Annotated in this window: 20 protein-coding genes; 12 read left to right on the plus strand and 8 right to left on the minus strand. The window is 51.7% G+C overall.

Annotated elements, in window-relative coordinates; all coding sequences use genetic code 11:
* Nucleotides 1-2 precede the first annotated feature (2 nt).
* The 8 genes from ACW73I_RS18625 to ACW73I_RS18660 form a co-directional block, all read right to left on the minus strand.
* Nucleotides 3-887 carry a GGDEF domain-containing protein gene (locus ACW73I_RS18625; RefSeq protein WP_458030939.1) on the minus strand — a complete coding sequence of 295 codons (885 nt, stop codon included), beginning with the start codon at nt 885-887 and terminating at the stop codon, nt 3-5.
* A gap of 140 nt (nt 888-1027) precedes the next feature.
* Complete coding sequence (gene sufT / locus ACW73I_RS18630) at nt 1028-1576, minus strand: putative Fe-S cluster assembly protein SufT (protein WP_458030940.1); 549 nt, start codon at nt 1574-1576, stop codon at nt 1028-1030.
* An 8-nt stretch (nt 1577-1584) separates the two neighbouring features.
* Entirely contained in the window at nt 1585-2313 is a 729-nt protein-coding gene (locus ACW73I_RS18635) for an SDR family NAD(P)-dependent oxidoreductase (protein ID WP_458030941.1), read from the minus strand.
* Nucleotides 2304-2978: an HAD family hydrolase gene (locus tag ACW73I_RS18640; protein ID WP_458030942.1), complete on the minus strand. Its 675-nt coding sequence runs from the start codon at nt 2976-2978 to the stop codon at nt 2304-2306. Before ACW73I_RS18640 ends, ACW73I_RS18635 begins: the two co-directional genes overlap by 10 nt.
* Nucleotides 2979-2981: 3 nt before the next feature.
* Nucleotides 2982-3689 (minus strand): bifunctional 2-polyprenyl-6-hydroxyphenol methylase/3-demethylubiquinol 3-O-methyltransferase UbiG, encoded by a 708-nt coding sequence (gene ubiG, locus ACW73I_RS18645; RefSeq protein WP_458030943.1) that lies wholly within the window; start codon nt 3687-3689, stop codon nt 2982-2984.
* Between the two features lie 369 nt (nt 3690-4058).
* A complete protein-coding gene (locus tag ACW73I_RS18650; protein ID WP_458030944.1) occupies nt 4059-5057 on the minus strand; it encodes an HAD family hydrolase in 999 nt (332 codons plus the stop codon).
* A 91-nt stretch (nt 5058-5148) separates the two neighbouring features.
* Nucleotides 5149-6792 carry an arylsulfatase gene (locus tag ACW73I_RS18655; protein ID WP_458030945.1) on the minus strand — a complete coding sequence of 548 codons (1644 nt, stop codon included), beginning with the start codon at nt 6790-6792 and terminating at the stop codon, nt 5149-5151.
* A gap of 548 nt (nt 6793-7340) precedes the next feature.
* Nucleotides 7341-8591, minus strand: coding sequence for an HlyC/CorC family transporter (locus ACW73I_RS18660; protein ID WP_458030946.1), 1251 nt, complete (start codon nt 8589-8591; stop codon nt 7341-7343).
* A gap of 234 nt (nt 8592-8825) precedes the next feature.
* Between ACW73I_RS18660 and ACW73I_RS18665 the strand changes: the two genes are divergently transcribed.
* The 12 genes from ACW73I_RS18665 to ACW73I_RS18720 all read left to right on the plus strand — a co-directional run bounded on the left by ACW73I_RS18665 (nt 8826) and on the right by ACW73I_RS18720 (nt 23282).
* Nucleotides 8826-10253, plus strand: a complete 1428-nt coding sequence (locus tag ACW73I_RS18665) for a sigma-54 dependent transcriptional regulator (RefSeq protein WP_458030958.1) — start codon at nt 8826-8828, stop codon at nt 10251-10253.
* A gap of 109 nt (nt 10254-10362) precedes the next feature.
* The gene (locus ACW73I_RS18670; RefSeq protein WP_458030947.1) at nt 10363-11571 is read left to right on the plus strand and encodes a sensor histidine kinase; all 1209 of its coding nucleotides are present in this window, start codon (nt 10363-10365) and stop codon (nt 11569-11571) included.
* The gene (locus tag ACW73I_RS18675) at nt 11558-12943 is read left to right on the plus strand and encodes a sigma-54-dependent transcriptional regulator (protein ID WP_458030948.1); all 1386 of its coding nucleotides are present in this window, start codon (nt 11558-11560) and stop codon (nt 12941-12943) included. Before ACW73I_RS18670 ends, ACW73I_RS18675 begins: the two co-directional genes overlap by 14 nt.
* 52 nt (nt 12944-12995) lie before the next feature.
* On the plus strand, nt 12996-13307 hold the full coding sequence (gene fliE / locus ACW73I_RS18680; RefSeq protein WP_458030949.1) for a flagellar hook-basal body complex protein FliE: 312 nt from the start codon (nt 12996-12998) through the stop codon (nt 13305-13307).
* A gap of 19 nt (nt 13308-13326) precedes the next feature.
* On the plus strand, nt 13327-15078 hold the full coding sequence (fliF, locus tag ACW73I_RS18685; RefSeq protein WP_458030950.1) for a flagellar basal-body MS-ring/collar protein FliF: 1752 nt from the start codon (nt 13327-13329) through the stop codon (nt 15076-15078).
* A complete protein-coding gene (fliG, locus tag ACW73I_RS18690) occupies nt 15071-16081 on the plus strand; it encodes a flagellar motor switch protein FliG (protein ID WP_458030951.1) in 1011 nt (336 codons plus the stop codon). The genes fliF and fliG overlap by 8 nt, the downstream gene beginning before the upstream one ends.
* The gene (locus tag ACW73I_RS18695; protein WP_458030952.1) at nt 16068-16808 is read left to right on the plus strand and encodes a flagellar assembly protein FliH; all 741 of its coding nucleotides are present in this window, start codon (nt 16068-16070) and stop codon (nt 16806-16808) included. Before fliG ends, ACW73I_RS18695 begins: the two co-directional genes overlap by 14 nt.
* Nucleotides 16792-18138, plus strand: a complete 1347-nt coding sequence (gene fliI / locus ACW73I_RS18700) for a flagellar protein export ATPase FliI (protein WP_458030953.1) — start codon at nt 16792-16794, stop codon at nt 18136-18138. Before ACW73I_RS18695 ends, fliI begins: the two co-directional genes overlap by 17 nt.
* Nucleotides 18138-18590 carry a flagellar export protein FliJ gene (gene fliJ, locus ACW73I_RS18705; protein ID WP_458030954.1) on the plus strand — a complete coding sequence of 151 codons (453 nt, stop codon included), beginning with the start codon at nt 18138-18140 and terminating at the stop codon, nt 18588-18590. The genes fliI and fliJ overlap by 1 nt, the downstream gene beginning before the upstream one ends.
* A gap of 26 nt (nt 18591-18616) precedes the next feature.
* On the plus strand, nt 18617-19957 hold the full coding sequence (locus tag ACW73I_RS18710) for a flagellar hook-length control protein FliK (RefSeq protein WP_458030955.1): 1341 nt from the start codon (nt 18617-18619) through the stop codon (nt 19955-19957).
* Between the two features lie 166 nt (nt 19958-20123).
* Entirely contained in the window at nt 20124-21701 is a 1578-nt protein-coding gene (locus ACW73I_RS18715; protein WP_458030956.1) for an inorganic phosphate transporter, read from the plus strand.
* 147 nt (nt 21702-21848) lie between these two features.
* Entirely contained in the window at nt 21849-23282 is a 1434-nt protein-coding gene (locus tag ACW73I_RS18720; RefSeq protein ID WP_458030957.1) for a glutamate--cysteine ligase, read from the plus strand.
* Nucleotides 23283-23538: the final 256 nt, after the last annotated feature.

The following is a 23538-nucleotide window of genomic DNA, read 5'->3' on the forward strand; positions in this document are numbered from 1 at the left end:
CGTCAACCCAAACAAACTCGATTTCGTCCCGCTTGTTTGGCTTTATACATGGCGTCGTCCGCGCGTTTTAACAAGGCCGGCATGTCGTCTCCACTTTTTAGGGCGCTGACGCCAAGGCTAACCGTGATATTCAGCACTGCCATACCGTAAGCTAAGGTATGAGATTCGACACTTGTACGAATCCGCTCCGCGATAATTGCGGCGTCGTCTTGGTTGGTGTCGGTTAATAAAACGACAAACTCCTCGCCTCCGTAGCGAAAAACGAAATCGCTCGCTCGCACGCTGTCTTTTATTTTGCCGGCCACAGATGCAAGGGCTAAATCGCCGCAATGATGTCCATGCTCGTCGTTAATCAATTTGAAGTGATCAATGTCGACAAAAATGATAGACAAAGGTTGATTGCAGCGGTTTGCGCGTTTTATTTCACGCGCCAGCATGTCGTTAAAAGCCGCCCGATTGTGAGTTTGAGTTAACGGATCGGTATAGGCTTGTTGCAAGGCTTGCTGAAACAGCGTGGCGTTGCGTAGAGGATAAATTAGACAGCAAAGCAAGCTTTCTAACATGTCCAGTTCAACTTTGCTGAAACGTTGGCTACGAGTCAACTTAAGCTCGCCAAGCTGCTGTTCTTCGACCCGAAGCGCATAGCTACACGAATGGCGAGCGGTAACGCCGCGCTTATATCCCAGGCGAAATTCGCTGTTGGTGTATTCGACGCTGTTATGCGGAACGGTGGCTTGAATTTTATTGCAGAAAATCGATATCAGCTCGGCGAAGTCCAGTGTGGTTTGCAGGGCACTGCTGATGTCGTAGTGTTGAAGATTGACGGCAGTACTGGCTTGAAAGCTTTTATTGCTGACGACAGCAAGTTCGGCTGCTATTTCTGTCATGACACCCTCTCAAGTCTTGAATTAATCGTTTTTCAAGAAGAAGCGATTGGTGTGCCAAACTATAAAAGTGTATTTATATCATATGGTTATTAAATTTATGTTGAAAAAGTGGCAATTTTTTGCCACTTTTCAATAGCTCTTTAAAACAAGCCTAACTGCACCTGAGCCACTTCCGACATCATTTCTCGAGACCAAGGCGGATCAAGTACGATTTCAACAATGACGGAATCGACCCCTGGCAAGGCGCGGATGCATTTTTCCACGTCGCTTTGGATGACGGGCCCCATGCCGCAGCCCGGAGCGGTCAGGGTCATCCGGATGTGTACGTCGTTGCCGCCTTTGTCGTTGCGAGTCACTTCGCAGTTGTAAACCAGGCCGAGGTCGACGATATTGACCGGAATTTCAGGGTCATAGACCGTTTTCATGACTTCCCAACAATTTTTTTCGACGGCTTCGGTATCGGTTTCTGAAACTAAAGTATGCAATTCGTGCGTTTCTTTGCCTAGGGCGTCTGCATCGTTGCCGGCAATGCGTACCATGTGGCCGTAATCGGTGACTACCGTGTAATTGCTACCCAACGACTGGTGTACCGTCACTTTCTGGCCTTTTTTCAGCGTGCCGTGATGGCCGTCCGGGATGGTGACGATATTGACGTCGCGGGTTAAAGTGACAACTTCTCTTTCTGCCATAGCGTTAGTTAATTCTCAAAAGTCTGTGCGTCAAAAATTTGACCGGTAATGCCATTGCTGGCAGCGTCGAACAAATAACAGTAAAGCGCATCAAGGCTAGCCATTGGAGCAAGTTTGGTTTTGTCTTCAGCTGGATAGGCTTTTTTGCGTAACGGTGATTCGACCGGGCCGGGAATCAGCGTATTTACCCGGATTTTTTGTCCGGCTTCTAATTCCTCGGCCAGTATTTTGGCGAAGCCTTCCAAGGCGATTTTCGAAACGCCATAAGCGCCGCTGTAAGCCTTGGCTTGTCTTGCCGTGGAATCCGAGGTAAACACGATAGAGGCGTGTTCACTTTTCTGCATTAAAGGCAGCAATACGCGGCTGAGCAGAAACGCCGCGTTCAAGTTAACGTTTAAGGTATGGCCCCAATCATGGGTTTTGTGGATTGCAATCGGCGTAAACGCGCTGAACTCCGCTGCGGAATGCAACAGACCCTGCAAAGATCCATAACGTTGCTCGATGGCATCGGCCATTTCCTGATATTGCGCCTCGGTGGCGCCGGCTAGATCGAAAGGATACATGGCGGGTTCGGTGCCGCCGTTTCGAACTATCCCATCGTAAATTTTTTCCAGTTTCGGAATGCTTTTATCCAACAAAATCAGTTCGGCACCTTGCTTGGCTAAAGCCAACGCCGCCGTGCCGCCCAGCCCTCCGCCGGCGCCGGTAATGAGTATGACTTGATTGCTTAATGCCATAGCGAGGTTTGTATCCATTGCTGTATTTGTTTCGGATTTTCGACCAATGCGTCCGCGCCCCATTCTTCGGGTTTATCTCCTTCTTTTAGATAACCGTAAACGGCAGCCAAGGTTTTCATGTTGGCCTTTTTGCCGGCGCTAATATCATGCGCGGCGTCCCCGATATAAACGCAGTTTTCGGGTTTCACTTTCGCTTGTTCGCACGCAGCCAACATCGGTTCGGGGTGGGGCTTGCTGTTGGCCGTTGTATCGCCGCTGATCACGCAAGCGGCCCTTTGACTAAGGTTCAATGCATCCATCAGCGGTAAGGTAAAACGTTCGCGTTTATTGGTGACCACGCCCCATTTCAAACCCGCGGACTCGATGATTTCCAAGGTTTCGCTGATGCCGGAGAAGACGCAGCTATGCACGGCGATGTTATTCTGGTAACACTCCAACATCAAATCCAACACTTGATTTTGATGCGTTTCATCGGCGCACGATACTGCGCGCTTGATCATGGCCGCCGCGCCTAGTGAAATTAGCGGTTTGAGTTCGGCTTCGTTGACGTTGGCATAACCCTTGATAGCTAAGGCTTGATTCAGACAGGCAATTAAATCCGGCGCGGTATCGACTAAGGTACCGTCTAGATCGAATAAGACACAGTCCAGCTTGAAATCGCTCATGGCTCATCCAGATCGTTTGAAAGCCGCGATGTAATTGACATCGATATCTTTGCCTAAACTGAATTTTTTAGCCAAGGGGTTGTACTGGATACCGATGATGCCTTGCAGCTCCAGGCCTGCATTTCGGGCCGATTGACATAACTCGGACGGCTTAATAAAGGTTTTGTAGTCGTGCGTGCCTTTCGGCACCATTTTCAATAAATGCTCGGCCGCCAAAATGGCCAGCAGATAGGCTTTCGGAACGCGGTTCAGGGTCGAAAAAAACACCATGCCGCCCGGTTTAACCAAGGTCGCGCAGGCTCGAATAATTGAAGCCGGATCAGGCACGTGTTCAAGCATTTCCATGCAAGTGACATGATCGAACGCGGCGGGCTGTCGTTCGGCCAGGGCTTCCGCGCTGATTTGTTCATAACGGGCGTTGACCCCGGTTTCCAATCCGTGCAGGTCGGCGACATCGATCAAGTCCTCGCTGAGGTCTATGCCCAGGGCGTCCGCGCCGCATTTTGCCAGTCCTTCGGTCAGAATTCCGCCGCCACAGCCGACATCGAGCACGCGTTTACCCTGCAAATCCGCGTATTGCCGGATGAATTGCAGGCGTAGGGGGTTGACCTCGTGCAGGGTTTTAAACTCGCCGTTAAGATCCCACCAGCGTTCGGCTTGCGAACCGAATTTATGGATCTCATGCGGATGTACGTTTTCTGTCATGTTCATAGAGCAAGCTTAAGGGGAATGATATCGTACTATATTACTGGGTAATTCGTCATTAGCGCTTGATTGCATAGCTAGCGAATTTCCGCCGAACCGTTTTTACCGAGTCGGCTGATTACCAGGATAAATACTATGCAATGTCGGCAGGCAAGCATATGGTTTTGTCTGCATGGCCCGGATTATACCGGCTCGATTGAGCTACTAGAAATGTATTCTCCGCGAGAATATTAGGTCTTGTAAGCGCTGGCAGATTAGATATATCGCGCTGGAGAGGCAGAGCATTCCGTTCCGCTAACCAAGATCGCCGCCAACGATATCAATTTAGAAATTCATGCCCGGCGGCACGGAAATCAAGATGTTTTGCCGGGCGACCTAAGGCGACGTTGGGGTGTGCTCGGCTGGAAAAATGATTTTCCAATCGTTTTTCATATCGACTAAGGTCCAGCCTCGTTTAGGACCCTCATCAAGGCCACGGGCAAGCTTACCGACGGCAGATTCTCGGTCGTAAGCCCATTCTCGGACGGCATCGGTATGATGAACGAGCAAGCCGAATCTTGCGCCCGGTCCACTGGTGACCCATTCCAACATTTCGAAATCACCGTCGGAATTACCGAATGCCATGATCGGCCGCCGGCCGATATGTTGGTTTATGCCGACAGGCTTACCACTTTTGTCATCAATGAAATTCAGCTCCGGTAAACGTATCAGAATTGGCTTTCCGTCGCGCACTTCATATTGAGTTTTGATGCTGCTGCCTACGACCTGTTCCGGCGGAACGCCGTAGACTTTCTCGGACCAAGGTCGCATGAACTCAATGCCGCCGCCCGAAACGATAAAGGTTTTAAAACCGTTAGCGCGTAAATAGTCCAGCAGTTCGAGCATGGGTTGGTAAACCATTTCGGTAAACCTGCGCCCTGTCGTTGGATGGGTCGCGGTCGAGATCCAGTCGCTTACCAGCTGGATGAACTGCTCTGTGGTCATCCCCGAATGTGTGGCCATCACCATTTCCAACAGTGCCTGCTCACCGCCTGCCAATGCGGAATTGGTGTCACCTTTAAGTACCGACGCGAATGGTTCTTGCCGGTTCCAGTCCGGATGTTGCGGGGCCAACTCCTTAATGCGCTCGAAGGCAAACAGCGCTTGGAAATAAAGCGGTTGTTCAGCCCAGAGCGTGCCATCGTTGTCGAATACCGCGATTCTTTCGGTTACCGGCACGTAATCCGGCGACCTGAGGTCGGTCACTTTCTCGACGAAGGCAACGATCGCCCTCTTTGCAGCCGTGTCGTTCCATGACGGAAGAGGAGAGCTTGCCTGAGCGGTGGAGTAAAATACGATGCACAGGATGAAAAGTCGAAGTGTCACTTTTTTCATGATAGGCTTCCTAAGAGAATTCGCTGCCGTACTTCATGTAGTGCCGGAAGTTGGATTGCGCCGATTGGCGCAGTCCACAGCAAGCAACGGCTTACCTGCTACTGCCGGTTGCTTCCTTCAACTGTTCTTCAATTTTGCTGAGATTAAAGGAACCTGGTGTTTGGCTAGGAGGATATTCTTCCATGGTTTCCAAGAACTTTGCCGCCATTGCCTGGATGGGGACCACGATATATGGATGATCCAGAAACCAGTCGTTATAGGTATTGGAATTATGTTGGGCTTTTTCAAACGGATCTCGGCGCAGGTTAAACAGCAACGGTACGCGCAGTTCGGTGAACGGCTCGCGCCACACACCGAAGGCGACCCCGCGGTTTTCCAGAAAGACGACTTTCCAGTCGCTGTAACGGGCCGCCACGACCTGGCCGTCGTCGTTGACATACCAGAACTCGTTACGGGGCGAGCGGTCAGTCATGCCCGATAGGAAATCCACCATATTGTAACCGTCGATATAATTGCGGTACTTTCTGCCGTTGATTCGGACGCCATCCTTTAGCTCCTCCTTGATGTCGGGCGCGCCGGCAATCGCGGCAAAGGTCGGCAACCAATCCTCGTGTGCCACGATGCCGTTAAGGGTTTTGTTGGCCGGAAAGTGCCCGGGCCATCGCACGAAAGCGGGAACTCGATAGGCGCCTTCCCAGTTGGAATTCTTTTCGCTACGGAACGGTGTCGTTCCGGCATCCGGCCAGGTATTGTAGTGCGGGCCGTTATCAGTGGAATAAAAGACAATGGTATTGTCGGCGATGTTAAGTTCATCCAGTAATTTGAGGAACTTACCTACATGCATGTCGTGCTCGATCATGCCGTCCGTGTATTCGTCATGTCCCGGATGGCGATGTTCCGGCTTTACATGGGTACGGAAATGCATGCGAGTAGCATTCCACCACACGAACCAAGGTTTGCCGGTTTGCTGTTGTTCCTTGATGAACTGCATGGCCCGATTGGATGTTTCATCATCGATGGTTTCCATACGCTTCTTGGTCAGCGGGCCGGTATCCTCGCATTTCTGTTTGCCCCATTCGCCGAAGCGGGGAATCTCGGTACCGTCGTCATCATCCGTTGCGAAGCAGTGAAGCACACCACGCGGTCCGAACTGCTGTAAAAAGGTTTTGCCATTGGCTAGCTTCATGTCGCGCGGGTAGTCTTCGTTTTCGGGCTCCTCCTCCGCATTCAGATGATATAGGTTGCCGAAAAATTCGTCGAAACCGTGGACGGTCGGCAAATGTTCGTTGCGGTCGCCCTGATGGTTTTTGCCAAATTGTCCTGTTGCGTAACCCTGGCCTTTTAAAACAGTAGCCATGGTCACATCGGTCTTTTGCCAGCCTTCCTTGGCACCGGGTAGACCGACTTTGGTCATGCCGCTGCGGACTGGAACCGAACCGCTAATAAACGCAGCTCGGCCGGCGGTACAGCTTTGCTGTCCATAATAGTCGGTGAAGGAGAGGCCTTCGTTTGCAATTCGGTCGATATTGGGTGTCTGATAACCCATCATTCCCTTGCTGTTGTGACTGATGTTCCACGTGCCGATATCGTCACCCCACAGAACCAGGATGTTGGGCTTGTCCGCTGCCTGAGCGAGGCTAATGAATGAGGAAAGGCCGACTAGTTCCATGCAAGTCGCTGCAAAAAGCATAGTTACTCTGACTGTGCGTTTTAGGGTATGTTTGTTTCTCATCATGACTCCAAGATTTTGTTCCATGACTGATATCGCTCAGTGTTAACGTTTCGTTACCGGGAATTACGGGGCGGCGCACAAGCTATTCCAGTCGCCTGATTGCGAGTGATGCCGGTGATTCGCCATAGGCGTTGCTGTTGAAACTAAGTTCTTATTCTATAGCGTGTCATCCTCATTCGTTCACTTACCCATTCTAGTAGTGTTCGGATTTTGGCGTTTTTTTATCCGAAGTTGCCATTCAGCTTCAGGAGCGAGTTTTCGTTGCGGTTCTCATGGCCCCGGCGCTAGCTATCGGGGGATATTGAACTTGCCCTCTACAATAGGCGCTAGAATTCCCGATTGTCCGGCCAAAGTCAACAATACAAAGATCGTTTATTAACTGAGTGTCTGTATCATTCGAAACCAATCAGCAGGAATTCCCGCTTTTTATCTGGCCAAGCGGCGGCGCCTTTCGATCGCTAATGGTCTTTGTTGTTTTATCCACGACGCCTAATAGACGACCGCTTTGGATAGTTTGCGGCATGTCGCCGCGGAAATCCCCGGCTAATGGCTTATATCGATTGCGGATGGAATCGCACCAATTTGACGGTACTTTCATCGCGCTGGATGATTTCCAGGATTTGGCCGTGAAATTTGATGCTGGTACCGGGTTCGGGAATGGTTTCCATGTATTCGATAATCAACCCGTTCAAGGTTTTGGGTCCCTCGGTCGGCAATTCCCAATGGGTGACGCGGTTCAGTTCCCTGACCGTGACGCTTGCGTCAACCAAATAACTACCGTCTTTCTGTTTCTTAATGTCGGGTTCTTCTTCGGCAATCAATTCGCCGACAATTTCTTGCAATAAATCGTCTAATGTAACCAAACCTTGCACGTCGCCGTATTCATCGACGACTAAACCGAAACGCTGTTTTTCGGTCTTGAATATCTGCATTTGTTTGTGAATCGAAGTACTGGCCGGAATGAAAAAAGGTTTGCTTAGGCTATCGGTGATGACTTGCTTATCGAAATCGGGGTGCGAAATCCTGGATAGAACGCTGCGGATATGTAAGAAGCCGATCACTCGGTCGATATTTTTTTTATACACCGGCAATCGCGTGTGCGGGCTATTGCGTAACTGCACGATGATATCTTCGATTGAATCTTCCAGATCGATCCCGACGATTTCCTTGCGTTGAGTCATGATGTCTTCGACGCTTGCAGACTCCAGGTCGAGGATTCTGATCAACATGTTTTGATAACGCGCCGGCAATAGATGGTCGGTATCGGAGACGATGCTTTTTAATTCGTCCTTATCGAGCGTGTCTGTTTTTGCTTTCTTGGGATTGACGCCGACCATGCGTAACAGCAGGTTGGATACCGCATTCACTATCCAGACAATAGGGTAGAAAATCTTCAATAAAGGTACGTATAGCCAGGCGGCTATAAAGGCTAGCGTTTCGGGCCGGAGAGCCGCCAACGTTTTGGGCGTGACTTCCGAAAAGATTAGCACCAGGATGGTCAAAATGCCTGTTGCCGCCGCGATCGCTTCGTCACCGGCTATTCGTATCGCAATTACGGTGGCGATCGAAGAGGCGAGGATGTTAACGAAGTTATTGCCGAGCAAGATCAGCCCCATCAAACGGTCAGGTCGCTTCAACAGTTGATGGGCTTTAATGGCGCCACGGTGTTTCTTTTTGACCAGATGTTGCAACCGATAACGGTTGAGTGTCATCAGGGCGGTTTCGGAGCCGGAAAAAAAGGCGGATAAAAGCAGTAAAAGGGCCAATAGGCCAAACAATATACCTATGGGGATGTCGTTCAACGAAAGGGCTCACGATTGCAAAACATGTCGCTAGTTTCTATGTTGGCAGCGTTTTGTCAAGTCGTTAAGACTTTATTAAGTAATTTACCGCAGTTGCTTTGGTTAAAGACTACTTAAAGTTTGCTACCCAATAAATTGAATCTTGGTGCGTTTTGACAATATCAAGATTCGGTGCTTAACTTTGGAGGCTTGTAATTGACTTGGACTAAAACTCTATTTCTTGTATATGGACGCATGAAGTCGCTCGATATTTTGCTAATTGATGACAACCCGATAAGAGCACAACAAGTCGAAACCGTGCTCAAGTTTTTAGAGTGTGGTATTAGCTCGGCCCGAAGTAACGACTGGCAATCTGTATCGACGGCGCTGAATGAAGCGGATGCTGTGTTTATCGGGGCCGTGACCGAAAGACAAGCGGCTTTGCTAAGAGCGGTGACTGAACAAATAGGGGAAAAGCCGGTTTTCTTACTGGTCGAAAGAGACGCTCCTTCAATTTCGACTTCCATCGAACAAATGATTAGCCGGGTACTGGAGTGGCCGACGGTATATTCCGTTTTATCGGAAATGCTCGGTACCCTTTCGCAAAGTCAATCACTACAACGTAAATCCCCGTCCCATAAAGGTCTAGCCGGCCGTAGCAAAGCGATTCAGAAAACGCGTGACTTGATCGATCAAGTAGCGAAATCGGATGCGACCGTGCTGATACTCGGCGAATCCGGAACCGGTAAGGAAGTCGTGGCCCAGGCTTTACACCGCGCTTCACTGCGTAACGACAAACCCTTCGTGCCTGTTAACTGCGGCGCCATTCCGGGTGAACTATTAGAAAGTGAGTTATTCGGTCACGAGAAGGGGGCCTTTACAGGTGCCTTGACTTCGCGCCAGGGACGTTTTGAATTGGCCGAAGGCGGAACCCTGTTCTTGGACGAAATCGGCGACATGCCGATGCCGATGCAGGTCAAATTGCTGAGGGTATTGCAGGAAAGGACCTTCGAGCGTGTGGGCAGCAACAAAACCATCAGCTGCGACGTGCGTATCATCGCTGCGACTCATAGGCAGCTGGAGCGGGAAATCGAAGAAAAACGCTTCCGCGAAGATTTATTTTACCGTTTGAATGTGTTTCCGATCGAAGTGCCGGCCTTGCGCGATAGATCGGAGGATATTCCTTATCTGATCAGTGATTTAATTAGGCGTATGGAAGCGGCGAATCGCGGTTCGGTCAAACTGACGCGGAACGCGATTGCGGCTCTGATGCAACACGGTTGGCCGGGTAACGTCCGTGAATTGTCTAATTTAATTGAGCGCTTAGCGATTATTTTTCCGGATAGCCTGGTTGACGCCTGCGATTTGCCGGAAAAATTCCAGGGCTACCAGATTCCGGAAGATGTCAAATTCAACTGGGCCGAATTAGAAACAGCGCCGACTGACGATAGCCAGGCTAAATTGCGCGAGGCTTCCGGGAGTTCGGTTCCTGTGGTTCCCGGGAAGGCAATACAGTTGCCTCAAGAGGGTATCGATTTAAAGGAATATCTGACGGACTTGGAGAATGCATTGATTCGTCAGGCGCTGGAAGAGTGCAATGGCGTAGTCGCGCATGCAGCCAAATTGCTGAACATGCGGCGGACCACCTTGGTGGAGAAGTTGCGTAAAGTGGATGCAGCCTAATCGCGCGTCAAAAAAGTGACCATGCTTTATAAGTCATTGTAATTAAATAAAAATAATATTGGCTTGTTTTTTGCTGTTAAGCGGTAAAACGCAAAAAGTATAAACGGCCATGACTACCGCAAATCAGAACTATCAGCAAAAGACCGAGCGATTGACCGATGCTTTTCGGATTTTTAACGAACTTTCGGAAAATCTGACGCAGTCTTATCAAGGCTTACAGGCACAGGTCGCCCATTTGAATCGTCAGCTTACTGCCGCGCGTAATGAACGCATCGTCACATTGGTTGAAAAAGAAAAGCTGGCCAATCGCTTGCAACAAATCTTGACCGCATTGCCGGCTGCAGTCGTGGTGTTAAATGCGGAAGGGTATATCGTCGATTGCAATGAGCGCGCCATCAGTGTATTGGGAGAGCCGTTGGCCGGGCAGCGATGGCAGGTGGTTGCCGACCGCAGTTTACAAGCGGTGGAGGAGTCGCCGCATGAATGGCGCCTAAGAGGCGGCGGCATAGTCAGCATTACGCGTAATTCCTTTAGCGCCGAAGGCGAACAAATAATATTGCTTTCAGACGTCAGCGAACTACGCACCCTGCAAGACGCTCTGGCCGAGCAAAAGCATTTATCGACCATGGGCGAGATGGTCGCAAGTCTGGCACATCAAATCAGAACGCCTTTGGCTACGGCCATCTTATACAGCTCGCAGTTGATCAATCCATCCGTAAACGCGCATAAACGCCGGCAATTTTCCGGCAAAATCCTGGAGCGCTTGCAATATTTGGAGCGTCAAGTGAACGATATGCTGATTTTTGCCAAACAAGGCCGGATGGCGATGCAAGGCTTTTCCTGGCACGGCCTGATGAATTACCTGGCGGACAGCATGGAACAATTTAACTGCGCGTTTATGCTGAGTAATCGAGTTAGCGACGATATCGTGTTGGGTAACGAAGATGCGCTGCGCGGAGCCTTGCTGAATATTTTGATCAACGCCGTCGAATCGGGGGCGGATCTGATCAATTTGGCGGCAAACCAAAGCGATCTCGGGATCGAAATTAAGGTGAAAGACAATGGTCCGGGATTAGACGAAGTCAGTCAAAATTGTTTATTCGAGCCGTTTTACACCACGAAAACCCATGGTACCGGATTGGGTCTGGCGGTAGTGGACAGCGTCGTCAAGGCTCACAAGGGGCGCGTGATTTGCGAATCCAGTTTAGGGCAGGGTTGTTTATTCACCCTATATCTGCCGATTATGCAAAACCGTTTGGGTTTGTCGTCTATCGGTTCGGTTCATGCCATATCGGAGAGGGATTATGAAATTGTATGATGTTCTGATCGTTGAAGACGACCTGGCTCTGTCGGAAGCCTTGTGCGAGACCCTGGAGATAGAGGGTTACAGCGTGATTTCGGCCAAAAACGGCACGGAAGCGCTTGGTCAATTGCACAAGTTTAACGTCCGTCTGGTCGTAAGCGATGTACAGATGCCGGTGATGGACGGGCTGCAATTGTTGCAAAACATCCGGCAAAAATTTGAGCAACTTCCGGTGCTGTTGATGACCGCTTACGGCACTATTCCGCACGCGGTGGAAGCCATGCAAGCCGGCGCGCTGGATTATTTGATCAAACCCTTCGAAGCCAAGACTCTGATAGCCCGGGTCGCGCAGGTAATCGACGCAGCGCCTAAATTTCAGCAAGAGCGAGTGGTCGTGGACGATCATATGAAAAAGCTTTACGGTTTGATCAACAAGGTGGCCAAAACCGGCGTCACCATGTTGTTGGAAGGCGAAAGCGGTACCGGCAAGGAAGTGCTGGCGCGCTATATTCACCGCAACTCGCGTTATCATGGCGGACCGTTTGAAGCGATCAACTGCGCGGCGATCCCGGAAAATATGCTGGAAGCGATGTTGTTCGGTTACGAAAAAGGCGCTTTTACCGGCGCTGCTCAGGCGATGGCCGGCAAATTCGAACAGGCCCAAGGAGGCACTTTGCTATTGGATGAAATCTCGGAAATGGATTTAGGCTTGCAAGCCAAGTTGTTGCGAGTATTGCAGGAAAAGGAAGTCGAACGTCTCGGCAGCCAACGAAAAATCGCACTGAACGTCAGAATTCTGGCGACGACTAATCGCAAGCTAAAAGACTATGTGAAACAAGGCCGTTTTCGCGAGGATTTATATTTCAGGCTCAACGTATTTCCGATTCGGATTCCGCCATTGCGCGAACGCATAGGCGATATTTTGCCGCTGGCATACGAATTACTGGAAAAGCATGGTCCGGCAGGCAAAAAAGCTTACCGCCTCGACGAGGCCGCAGCGAAGAAATTGCAGGATTATCATTGGCCTGGCAATGTCAGAGAGTTGGAAAACGTGATTCAAAGGGCGTTGATTTTACAAAGCGGAGCTTGCATAGGTGCAGACGACTTATTGTTCGAAGAAGATGAAATCGGCGCGATATCAAGCCGGTCGGTCATGGAAACAAGCGGCGTTCAACCGGTAAAAGCCGATGCGGTCGATAGCGGCGAAGACAGAGTGCAAAGTCTTGGCGAAGAAGTCCGCTCGGCGGAGGAAAAAGTCATCTTACAGATGCTGAACGAGGTTCGGGGAAATCGTAAGGAGACTGCGGAAAAGCTGGGCATTAGTCCGCGCACGCTGCGTTATAAGATTGCACGCATGAAAGAGGCCGGGGTGTTTGTGCCTTGTTAAACCTGGCTCGGAAAGTGCTTCTTGGTTCAAACTACCAGTAAGAGTCACGAAAATGTCAGATATCAATATCAATCAAGTGCTGGCCCAAATGCGGACCATGTCCATAGATGCCGGCAATAAACCGCCGGTTGCCGACGATTCCGGCGATTTTGCCGCGTTGTTGAAGCAATCCATCGATTCCGTTAACGAGGCACAGCAGACCTCCAAACAATTGGCGAGCGCATTCGAAACGGGTCGAACCGACGTCAGTCTGGCTGAGGTGATGATCGCCACGCAAAAAGCCGACGTTTCATTTCAAGCCATGCTGCAAGTGCGCAATAAGTTGGTCGATGCCTATAAGGATATTATGAGTATGCCGATGTAGAGGGCTATACTTTTAAGCCATGAGCGAAGTCAACAATCACTTTCCAGTCGGAACTCAGCCGGCACAGTCCGAACCGGACTCTAAGCTACATCCGGTTATCACAAGCCTGATGAAGTTGGCCCCCGGCCGGCAGTTGGGTTTAGTCGCCGCTTTGGCCGTCAGCGTCGCGATTGCCGTAGCGGTCGTGCTGTGGGCGCAAGCGCCGAATTACGATCTGCTTTTTTCCGGTGTCGGAGAGAAGGATGCCGGCGAAATTCTGGAAGCCCTGAATAAACTGGAGGTCGACTACAAAGTCGATCCCGGTTCCGGTGCGATCATGGTGCCCGGCGGCAAGGTGCGGGAACTGAAGCTGAAGCTCGCGGCCCAAGGTCTTCCCCGCAGCACTAGCCTTGGTTACGAATTACTGGATAAAGACAACGGTTTCGGCACCAGTAAAAGCGTCGAAAAGATGCGCTTTCAAAGGGCGTTGGAAGGCGAAATTGCGCTGACTATCCAAACGATTCAAAACGTCAAGTCCGCCAAGGTGTTATTGGCACTGCCGGTACAATCGGTATTCGTGCGGGAACGCAAAAAGCCGAGCGCATCGGTGGTCGTTGAGCTATATCAAGGCCGGTCGCTTGAAAAAGAACAAATCGAAGCCATCGTGCACTTAGTGGCGTCCAGCGTGCCTCTGATGGAGCCGGGTCAAGTAACGGTAGTCGATCAAAAAGGCCGTTTGCTGAACAGCAAAGATACGCCGGAAGATATTTCACTGACGGCTAAGCAATTCGAATACAAGAAGAATATTGAAGAACACTTACGCAGTCGAATCGAAAATATTTTGACGCCTCTGGTCGGAACCGACGGCATGCGGGCGCAAATTTCCGCCGATGTCGATTTTACCGTTACGGAAAAAACCCAAGAAATGTTTAATCCCGATTTGCCTGCCTTACGTAGCGAGCAAACTCAGGAAGATATCAATTCCCTGAATAAGGCGCAGGGCGTGCCGGGCGCATTGTCCAATCAACCGCCGCCTACCGGTGTGGCGCCCGAGGTCGCGAGCGGCCAGGCAAAACAGGCCGGCGAACAGTCCGGTTCCAGCTCCGGTTCGACCAGCAAAAGCGCAACGCGCAACTACGAGCTGGATAAGACGATTACCCATACTCGATTGGCCACCGGCGCGTTGCGGCGCTTGTCCGTTGCCGTGGTAGTCGATGACAAACACGTCAACCTCGACGGCAACTGGACTCAGCAGCCCTTTTCGCAGGAAGATCTGAATCAGCTTCGCGACTTGGTCAAGCAGGCGGTCGGTTACGACAGCAGCCGCGGCGATCAGGTTACGGTGACCAACGTGGCGTTCAAAGCGCCGGAAGAGCTCGACGGCGTTTTCGAGCCGTTTTGGGAAAGACCTTGGTTCATGGACGTATTGAAACTTTTGGTTGCAGCGGCCGTGCTGCTATTCCTGATCGTCAAAGTGTTAAAGCCGGCATTTGTCACGTTAATCGGCGAAGATGGGCAAGCGCAGAAACTGAAAGAGCTGGAAGAAGCGAAAAAAGCGGCGGAAGCGATGGGCGGTGTGGTGCGCTTCGACGAAAACGGCAAACCGGTAGCGGTTAAGATCGACGAAGAGACCGGCGAAGTTATGGGTATTTCGGCGGGAGCGGAAGACTTGTTACTGCTTGAAGCGCCGCAAAGTTACGAAAAGCGCCTCGACTATATCCAGAAACTGATAGACGAAGACCCGAAACTGGTGGCGCAAGTCATAAAAACCTGGCTAAAAGACGATGGCTGAAAACACTAAAGAATTGTCGCATTCACAACGGGCATCGCTATTATTATTGGCCGTAGGCCAGGACCGTGCGGCGGCGGTGCTCAAACATATGGGGCCGAAAGAAGTTCAGCTGGTCGGCTCGACCATGGCCCAATTGGGTCCTATCTCTTCCACCATGGTCGACGATGTTTTGGAAGAATTCATCATACAAATCAAAAACGAGACCGGACTAGGCTTGGATTCGGACGAATACATACGCAATATGTTGACCAAGGCCTTGGGCGCGGAAAAAGCGGGCAGCATTATCGACCGGATTTTGTTGGGGGCCAACAGCAAGGGTATCGATCAGTTAAAGTGGATGGATACTCGCTCTATTGCGGATTTGATTCGTCTGGAACATCCGCAGATTATCTCCATCATTTTGTCCTTGCTCGATGCGGACCAGGCTGCGGATGTCTTGACCTTGTTGCCGCGGAACATGCGTTCCGACATTCTGATGCGCATAGCCACTCTGGAAGGCGTGCAGCCGGCAGCCTTGCGAGAGCTGGACGACATCATGGAAAAACAGCTCACCGGTAGCGAGGGAACCAAATCATCGCAAATCGGCGGTGTCGATGCGGCGGCCAATATCCTTAACTTCATAGAAAGCGCGATCGGCGAGCCGATGATGCAGGATATCAATGAAAGCGACTCCGATCTGGCCCAGCGTATTCAGGACAAGATGTTTGTATTCGGCGATTTGGTCAATATAGACGACAGAGGCATACAAACATTGCTGCGGGAAGTGTCGACGGATCAGCTGTTGGTTGCGTTACGTAGCGTCGAGCCCGCTATGAAGGATAAGATTTTCGCCAACATGTCCCGCCGGGCCGCCGAGATGTTGCGGGACGATCTGGAAGCGGCGCCGCCGGTCCGCCTCAGCGAGGTGGAGATGGCGCAAAAAGATATCTTGTCGATTGCCAAACGTTTGTCTGATTCCGGTGAGATAGCATTGGGCGGTGGCGGCGGCGATGAGTTCGTCTAAATCCTCCAGGTTTACGCCCGACGAACTGGTGTCCTTAGATAAGTGGACCGGCCTCGAAAATTTTAGCGCGCCTCGTTCCGAACAAGTCGACGAAACCGAAGTCACTCAGGTTTTAACAGTCGAACAAATCGAGGCGATGCAGAAGCAAGCCTTCGATGAAGCATTCGAACAAGGCAAGCAACAAGGTCATGACGAGGGTCTGACGCAGGGCTACGAAAAAGGTTATCAGCAAGGGCTGGAAACAGGCCGAAAAAAAGGATATGAAGAAAGTCAGCACCTGTTGCAGAAACAGGTAAGCGATTTGAATAGCTTGTTGGAAGCCTTGGCGCTGCCGTTCAAGCAGCTCGACGACGAAGTTGAAAAAGAACTGGTCAAATTAGTCATCACCGCTGCAGGCCACATCATTCGGCGCGAGATCAAACTGGATCCGGGCCAGATCGTCGCGGTCATACGCGAGGCCGTCAACGTATTGCCTTTGGCTTCACAGCAAATCACCTTAAATTTGCACCCGGAAGACGCCGAACTTGTGCGCTCGATATTGAAGCTGGACGAAAACCCGCCGCCATGGCAACTAAAAGAGAATCCGTTGATTACGCGGGGCGGCTGCACCGTCGAAACGGAAGTTTCGATAGTGGACGCGACCTTGGAAAAGCGGTTGTCGGCGGTGATCACCGCAATGCTTGGCGATGACCGCCAGCAAGGAAAAAGCGATGATACCCAACGCTAACCGGGCGCCCGAATGGTTGCGGCGCTTAGAACTTTACCAGCAGCGCTTGCAGGAAGCCCCGAAATTGGAAGTGGAAGGCAAATTGTCCCGCATGATCGGTCTGACCCTGGAGGCCGAAGGTTGCCGAGCGGCGATAGGCTCGTTATGCGAGGTCGTCACCAAGACCGGAAAAAGCATACGGGCCGAGGTGGTCGGATTCGCGGGAGGCCGTTTGTTTTTGATGCCGACCGGCGACACGCACGGCCTCGACCCCGGTTGCCGGGTCATTCCGCTCGGCCAGAACAGTTTGGCCAATGTCGGATTCGGCTTATTGGGACGTGTCATAGACGGTGCCGGCAGGCCGCTTGATAACAAAGGCCCGCTGGAGACCGATGCCAGAATTTCGCTGGCAGGCAGCACCATCAACCCTTTGTCGCGAAAACCGATACGTGAGATTTTGGATGTCGGGGTGCGCGCGATCAACTCCGTACTCAGTGTCGGGCGCGGCCAGCGCATGGGCCTGTTTGCCGGAACCGGCGTTGGCAAGAGCGTGTTGTTAGGCATGATGACCAAGTTTACCAACGCCGATATCGTAGTGGTCGGATTGATCGGCGAGCGGGGCAGGGAGGTTAACGAATTCGTCTTGAAAATCCTGGGTGAAGAAGGCCTTAAAAGAGCGGTTGTGGTTGCCTCTCCGGCCGACGATTCGCCGTTGATGCGGGTGCATGGCGCGTTACGGGCAACCAGCGTCGCCGAGTATTTCCGAGATCAAGGCATGGATGTGCTGCTGTTAATGGATTCGTTGACACGTTATGCTCAGGCCTATCGGGAAATTGCCTTGGCCATAGACGAGCCGCCCGCGACCAAGGGTTATCCGCCTTCGGTATTCGCCAAATTGCCGCAACTCGTGGAGAGAGCGGGTAACGGCGATATCGAAGGCGGCTCGATCACGGCGTTTTACACCGTACTGGCCGAGGGTGACGACACCAACGACCCTATTGCCGACGCTGCGCGCGGTGTGTTGGACGGGCATGTGGTATTGTCGCGCAATTTGGCCGAATCCGGTCACTATCCGGCGATAGACATAGAAGCTTCCATTAGCAGGGTCATGCCGGATATCGTCGATACCCGGCACTTGCAGATGGCCAGGGATCTGCGCCGTTTATACGCCCTGTACCAACAGAATCGTGATTTAATCAGCGTGGGCGCCTACCGGAGCGGTTCCGATCCGCGCATCGATAAAGCAATTATCAAGAACCCCGCCATCATGGAGTTTTTGCAGCAGGACATGGACGAGGCGGTTGATCTTAATCGTAGTCTTAACGAACTGGAACAAGTGTTGGCAAGCTGATGAAAAGATCTCAACGTCTGCAAAGCATTATCGACATACACGCGCAGCAGGAACAAGAAGCCTTACAGCAATTGGGACGCAGCCAGCAGCAACTGCAGGCGCAGCAAACACAGTTGGAACAGTTGCACAGCTATCAGCGGGAATATCTCTCTAAGCTGGTAGAGCGGCAACGCCTGGGAATGAATGTTAGTCAACTGCTGGAGTTCAGGGCATTCGCCGACAAGCTGGACAAGGCGATCCAGGGCCAGCGGCAGGCCGTGGCAAAACAGGAGCGCGAGGTTCAGCGCACACGCCTGAAATGGGAAGAATGCCACCAACGCACTAAAAGTTTACAAAAGCTCGGCGACCTGGCGCTTGCCGACGAATTGAAAATCGAGAACAGACGCGAGCAAAGCGAGCAAGACGCTTCAGCCGCACGATCGGCCAGAAAGAATGGCACGGGAAGTGCTTGAATGACTCAAAGCGTTGGAGAAATGTCATGAATATTCAAGGTACGAACTTACTGTCTTTATTGTCCGGATCGGAAAATTTAGGCAAGCTGCAACAAGGGTTATTAGGCGAGGGCGGTGAGCAAACCGGCTTTGCGGCGGCATTTTTGCAGCAATTGGGTTTGCTACAGGGTAGTCTGGCGGGCGATGCCGCAAATTCCGGTGCCGGTGCGCTGTCGGGTTTGACGGCTGCAAATGGCGGCGAATCACAGTTAGACTTGCAAAGTATTGCCGATTTACTCGGCAAAGAATTGCCGTCGGCCACGAAAGCCGGTCAGGACATCGATTTGGAAGAGACCTTGCAGACCTTGGCGCGTGTCGTGCAAGAGTTGCAGCAGCTTGAGGCCGGAGATTCCGAGGCCAACCCATTGCCGGGCAGCCAAGTTGCCGGCGACGATCGGAACTTGGGGCTTTTTTCGGATGAGGAGCGGATCGAATCGGATGCGATGGTTTTAGGCGGCGCCGGTGGCATGCCCATCAGCGTGCCGCAAGCGGAACAGAGTGAAACCTCGGAAGCAAGCGATGACAGTGCCGCGTCAACGACCGATGCTTTAACCGCGTCGAAAAATACAACCGCATTAAAACTCGACGCTGCCAAGCCGGATGCTCAAACGGAGACGTCGGTTAAGCTCGATGATCTTGGCGTCGATTTTAATCGCAGTATCAGCGCGATGTTGGCTCGTCAGGATAGCGACGGTAAAACGCGCCAAGACAAACCGAACTTGAATCTGAAAGCGGAGAGTTTGCTCGGCGGATTGGACGGTCGTTCCGATGCGGAGGCCGGTAAGTCGCTGCCGGCTGTTGCCGCCGACATTGCGAAGCTTAATCAGGCGATGCGCGGAGACGCGCCTGCTATCCCCGCGCAACCCTTGATGACCAAGCACCTTAACGATCCCGCCTGGAACAATGAATTAAGCGAAAAATTGATCTGGATGCACAAACAAGCCGTTCCGTCCGCCGAATTGCGGCTGAATCCCGAGCACTTAGGGCCGGTGTTGGTCAAGATCGATATTAACCACGATCAGGCCAGCGTGGCCTTTACCACCCCGCATTCGGCCGTCAAGGACGCCATCGAAGCCGCCATTCCTAAATTGCGGGAAATGCTGGGCGGACAGCAATTGAATCTGGTCGACGTCAATGTGTCCCAACAGCAGTCCGATCAGAGACAACAAGCGCGCGATTTTTTTCAAATGGCTAGCGATTTCAGTCGCAATCAGCATGGGGCGGGCGCGGACGGCGATACACAGCTTAACGAAGCGCAGAATTTAGTCGATGAAATCGAAGAGGGTAGAGCGGTTGCCAGCAACGGTTTGCTGAGTTTATTTGCTTAGAATGGAAGTGTCGTGCTTTCAAGCATCGAATCGCCTTAAGCTTTTGGACGAAACCGGGATGCCGACGTGAAGGCTGCGACCTCTTGCCTTACTCCCTAAACAGCGAGAAATTCCTTTATTCGGTTAAAATGTCGCATATTTATGTAACATTTAACGAGGATGAAGGGTGGATCTAAAAAACATTAATCAAATCGCGGATGCCAGTCTAACCTCGCGAAAAGAAGTTTTTAGGATAGGTCTCGCACTCATCTTCATCATTTCGGTTTGGTTTTACGTCAGCTTGGGCACCCAAGCGATCGAAGGCCGCTATTTGCTGATAGTGGCCGCTGTATTCGGCGGCTACATGGCTCTCAACATCGGCGCCAACGACGTGGCGAATAACGTCGGTCCGGCTGTCGGATCCAAAGCCTTGTCCATGACCGGCGCGATCATCATCGCCGCTATTTTCGAGGCCGGTGGGGCGTTGATTGCCGGCGGCGATGTCGTCGGCACTATCAAGGAAGGCATTATCAAGCCCGAAATAATCGGCAACTCGGACACGTTTATCTGGTTGATGATGGCGGCTTTGTTGGCCGCGGCAATTTGGCTGAATATCGCCACATATCTAAATGCGCCGGTATCGACCACCCACTCCATCGTCGGCGGCGTGCTGGGTGCGGGTCTAGCCGCGGGCGGCATGGGCATCGCCAATTGGCCTGTGATGGGAGCGATTGCCGCAAGCTGGGTGATTTCGCCGCTGTTGGGCGGCATATTCGCGGCTCTTTTTCTGTTCATCATCAAGCGCAAGATTACTTATCAGCAAGACATGTTGGCAGCCGCGGCGCGTATCGTTCCCGGCTTGATCGCCCTCATGGCCTGGGCTTTTTCGGTCTATATCCTGCTGAAGGGCGTCAAACATATTTGGAAAATCGACGTCATGACGGCAACCGCTATCGGCTTGGCGATTGCATCTGCGGTTTATTTTCTTGTTAAGAACAATATCATGCGCCGTCTGTCCTGGATGGGCGATACCAAGGAAAGCGTCAATGCCTTGTTCACGCTGCCGTTGATTTGCTCGGCGGCCTTGCTGAGTTTCGCGCACGGCGCGAACGATGTGGCCAACGCCGTCGGACCTCTTGCCGCCATCGCCGATGCAGTGGTTCAGCACGGAATTGCCAGCAAGGCGCCCATACCGTTATGGGTCATGCTGGTCGGCGCGGTCGGGATTTCGATCGGCTTGGCCTTGTACGGGCCTAAATTGATCCGGACCGTCGGTAGCGAAATTACCGAGCTCGATAAAATGCGGGCGTTTTGCATCGCCTTGTCAGCCGCGATTACCGTTATTTTCGCCAGCCAATTGGGATTGCCGGTCAGTTCGACCCACACGGCTGTCGGCGCGGTATTTGGAGTCGGATTCCTGCGCGAATATCTAAAACACAGCAATGCGAAACGAATGGAGGAAATTAAGCTACATCATCAAAACAGCGATCCGGAAGAAATCGATGCCTTTTTGACCTCTTTCAAAAAAGCCTCTATCGACGAAAAGGGCTTGATGCTAAGGACTCTAAAGCAGCAAGCCAAGCAACACGAAGCCACATTGCTGACCAAACAGGAACGCAAAAGCCTGCAAAAAGTCTATCGACAACAACTGGTCAAACGCTCGCACCTATACCGAATCGCCGCCGCCTGGCTGATTACGGTCCCGTTATCGGGCGTCATGGCCGGTTTGATTTATTTCACCATTCGCGGCATGCTTTTGCCATAGCGGCGGCAAGCGCTCGAACAGCCGGTCCTTTTAAGCGAGGGCCGTAATCAGCGCCTCTTGATCCAATTCGACGATAACTAAGATTGACCTGTTATCGTTACAACCATACTATCTGAAGTATTTTCAGCGGGTGACAGGACGATAGCGATGGGGCAGGAAATTCACACGACGGCATATCAAAACGCCGATTATCGGCGTTTCCAACAACGTTTAGACGCCGAAACCGAACTGCTGGGCAAATTCATTCAAGATCGTGCATGCTCCGAGATACAGCCGGTCGCCGGCTTCGAGATCGAAGCTTGGTTGCTTTACGACAATATGCGGCCGGCGCCGTTGAACGAAGCTTTTCTGCAAACCTTTAATAATCCGATGGCGGCCGCTGAGTTGGCCAAGTTCAATGTGGAAATGAACACGCCGCCGATAGCGCTGACGGGCGACGCGTTAAGCCGCCTGCATCGAAATCTGAGCAATACCTGGAAACAAGCCGAGCTGCATGCTCAGGAAATGGATTTGAATCTGATGATGATCGGGACTTTACCGACGCTGCGGCAACAAGAGCTGAACCTGAACAATATGTCTAACATGAACCGTTATCGCTTGTTGAATCAACAAGTGTTGGCGGGACGCGAAAAACCCATCGCGCTGGATATCTGCGGACGCGAACATTTAAGAATCGAGCATCACGATGTGATGCTGGAAGCCGCCACGACCTCGTTTCAATTGCACATCCAATGCCCCTTGAGCGTCGCGCATCATTTCTATAATGCCTCGATTCTGGCTTCGGCACCGATGGTGGCCTTATGCGCCAATGCGCCGTATTTATTCGGCAAGGATCTATGGATGGAAACGCGTATCCCCATGTTCGAGCAATCTATCGCGCTCGGCGGCTATCAAGGCGCCGCCGCGGGGCCTCTGCACCGGGTTAGTTTCGGTTCGGATTTTGCTCGGCAATCGATTTTGGAGTGTTTCAAAGAAAACCTGCAGCATTTTCCGATTTTATTGCCTGAAGCATTCGACGACGTGCCGGAAATGTTTTCGCATCTTAGGCTGCATAACGGCACAATCTGGCGCTGGAACCGGCCGTTAGTCGGTTTCGATAGCGACGGAACCCCGCACATACGCGTAGAGCACCGCACGCCGGCGGCCGGGCCGACGGTGTTGGACTCCATTGCCAATGCCGCATTTTTTTACGGCTTGGTAAAAAATCTTTGCGAGGAGTGTATTGCCGGCCACGCCGATTTAAGCTTTGCCCAAGCAAAGGATAATTTCTACCAGGCCGCCCGTTATGGTTTGGACAGCCATGTGACGTGGTTCGGCGGGCACAGATTGCGATTATTAGCGTTGATCGAATCGGAATTGATGCAGCGTGCCGAACAAGGCTTGCAATCTCTCGGTATCGATATCAACGATAACCATGTTTATCTAGATATCATTCGTCAGCGCGTTGCAAAGCAACAAACCGGCAGCCATTGGCAGCGGAACTTCATAAGAGCCAACCCCGGAGACTTTCTCGCGTTGGCCAAGCTGTATTTGCATAATCAACGGCTGGGAGAAGCGGTTGCTGAATGGGCATTCAGTTGATACGTCGTAACTACTCTCCCCCATAAAATTCAAAAAGTGCCTGACAGGTTTTTAGTGGCAAAAACTCGGAATTGCTTTGCCCGGATTTAATTTCGGCTTTATTGGCCTCCCAATGCGCACAGGATGGATTTCTCGCAGCGCGAGAGGCTTGGCCTCAAAAAATCGGTTTGCAGCGCTCCTGAACGACCAGCGGAGGCCGGAAAATCCAATGATATGATGCGTTTATCGCAATTTTATTCTATCTGTTGAATGGCCA

This window comes from Methylomonas sp. MgM2, from assembly GCF_054172045.1.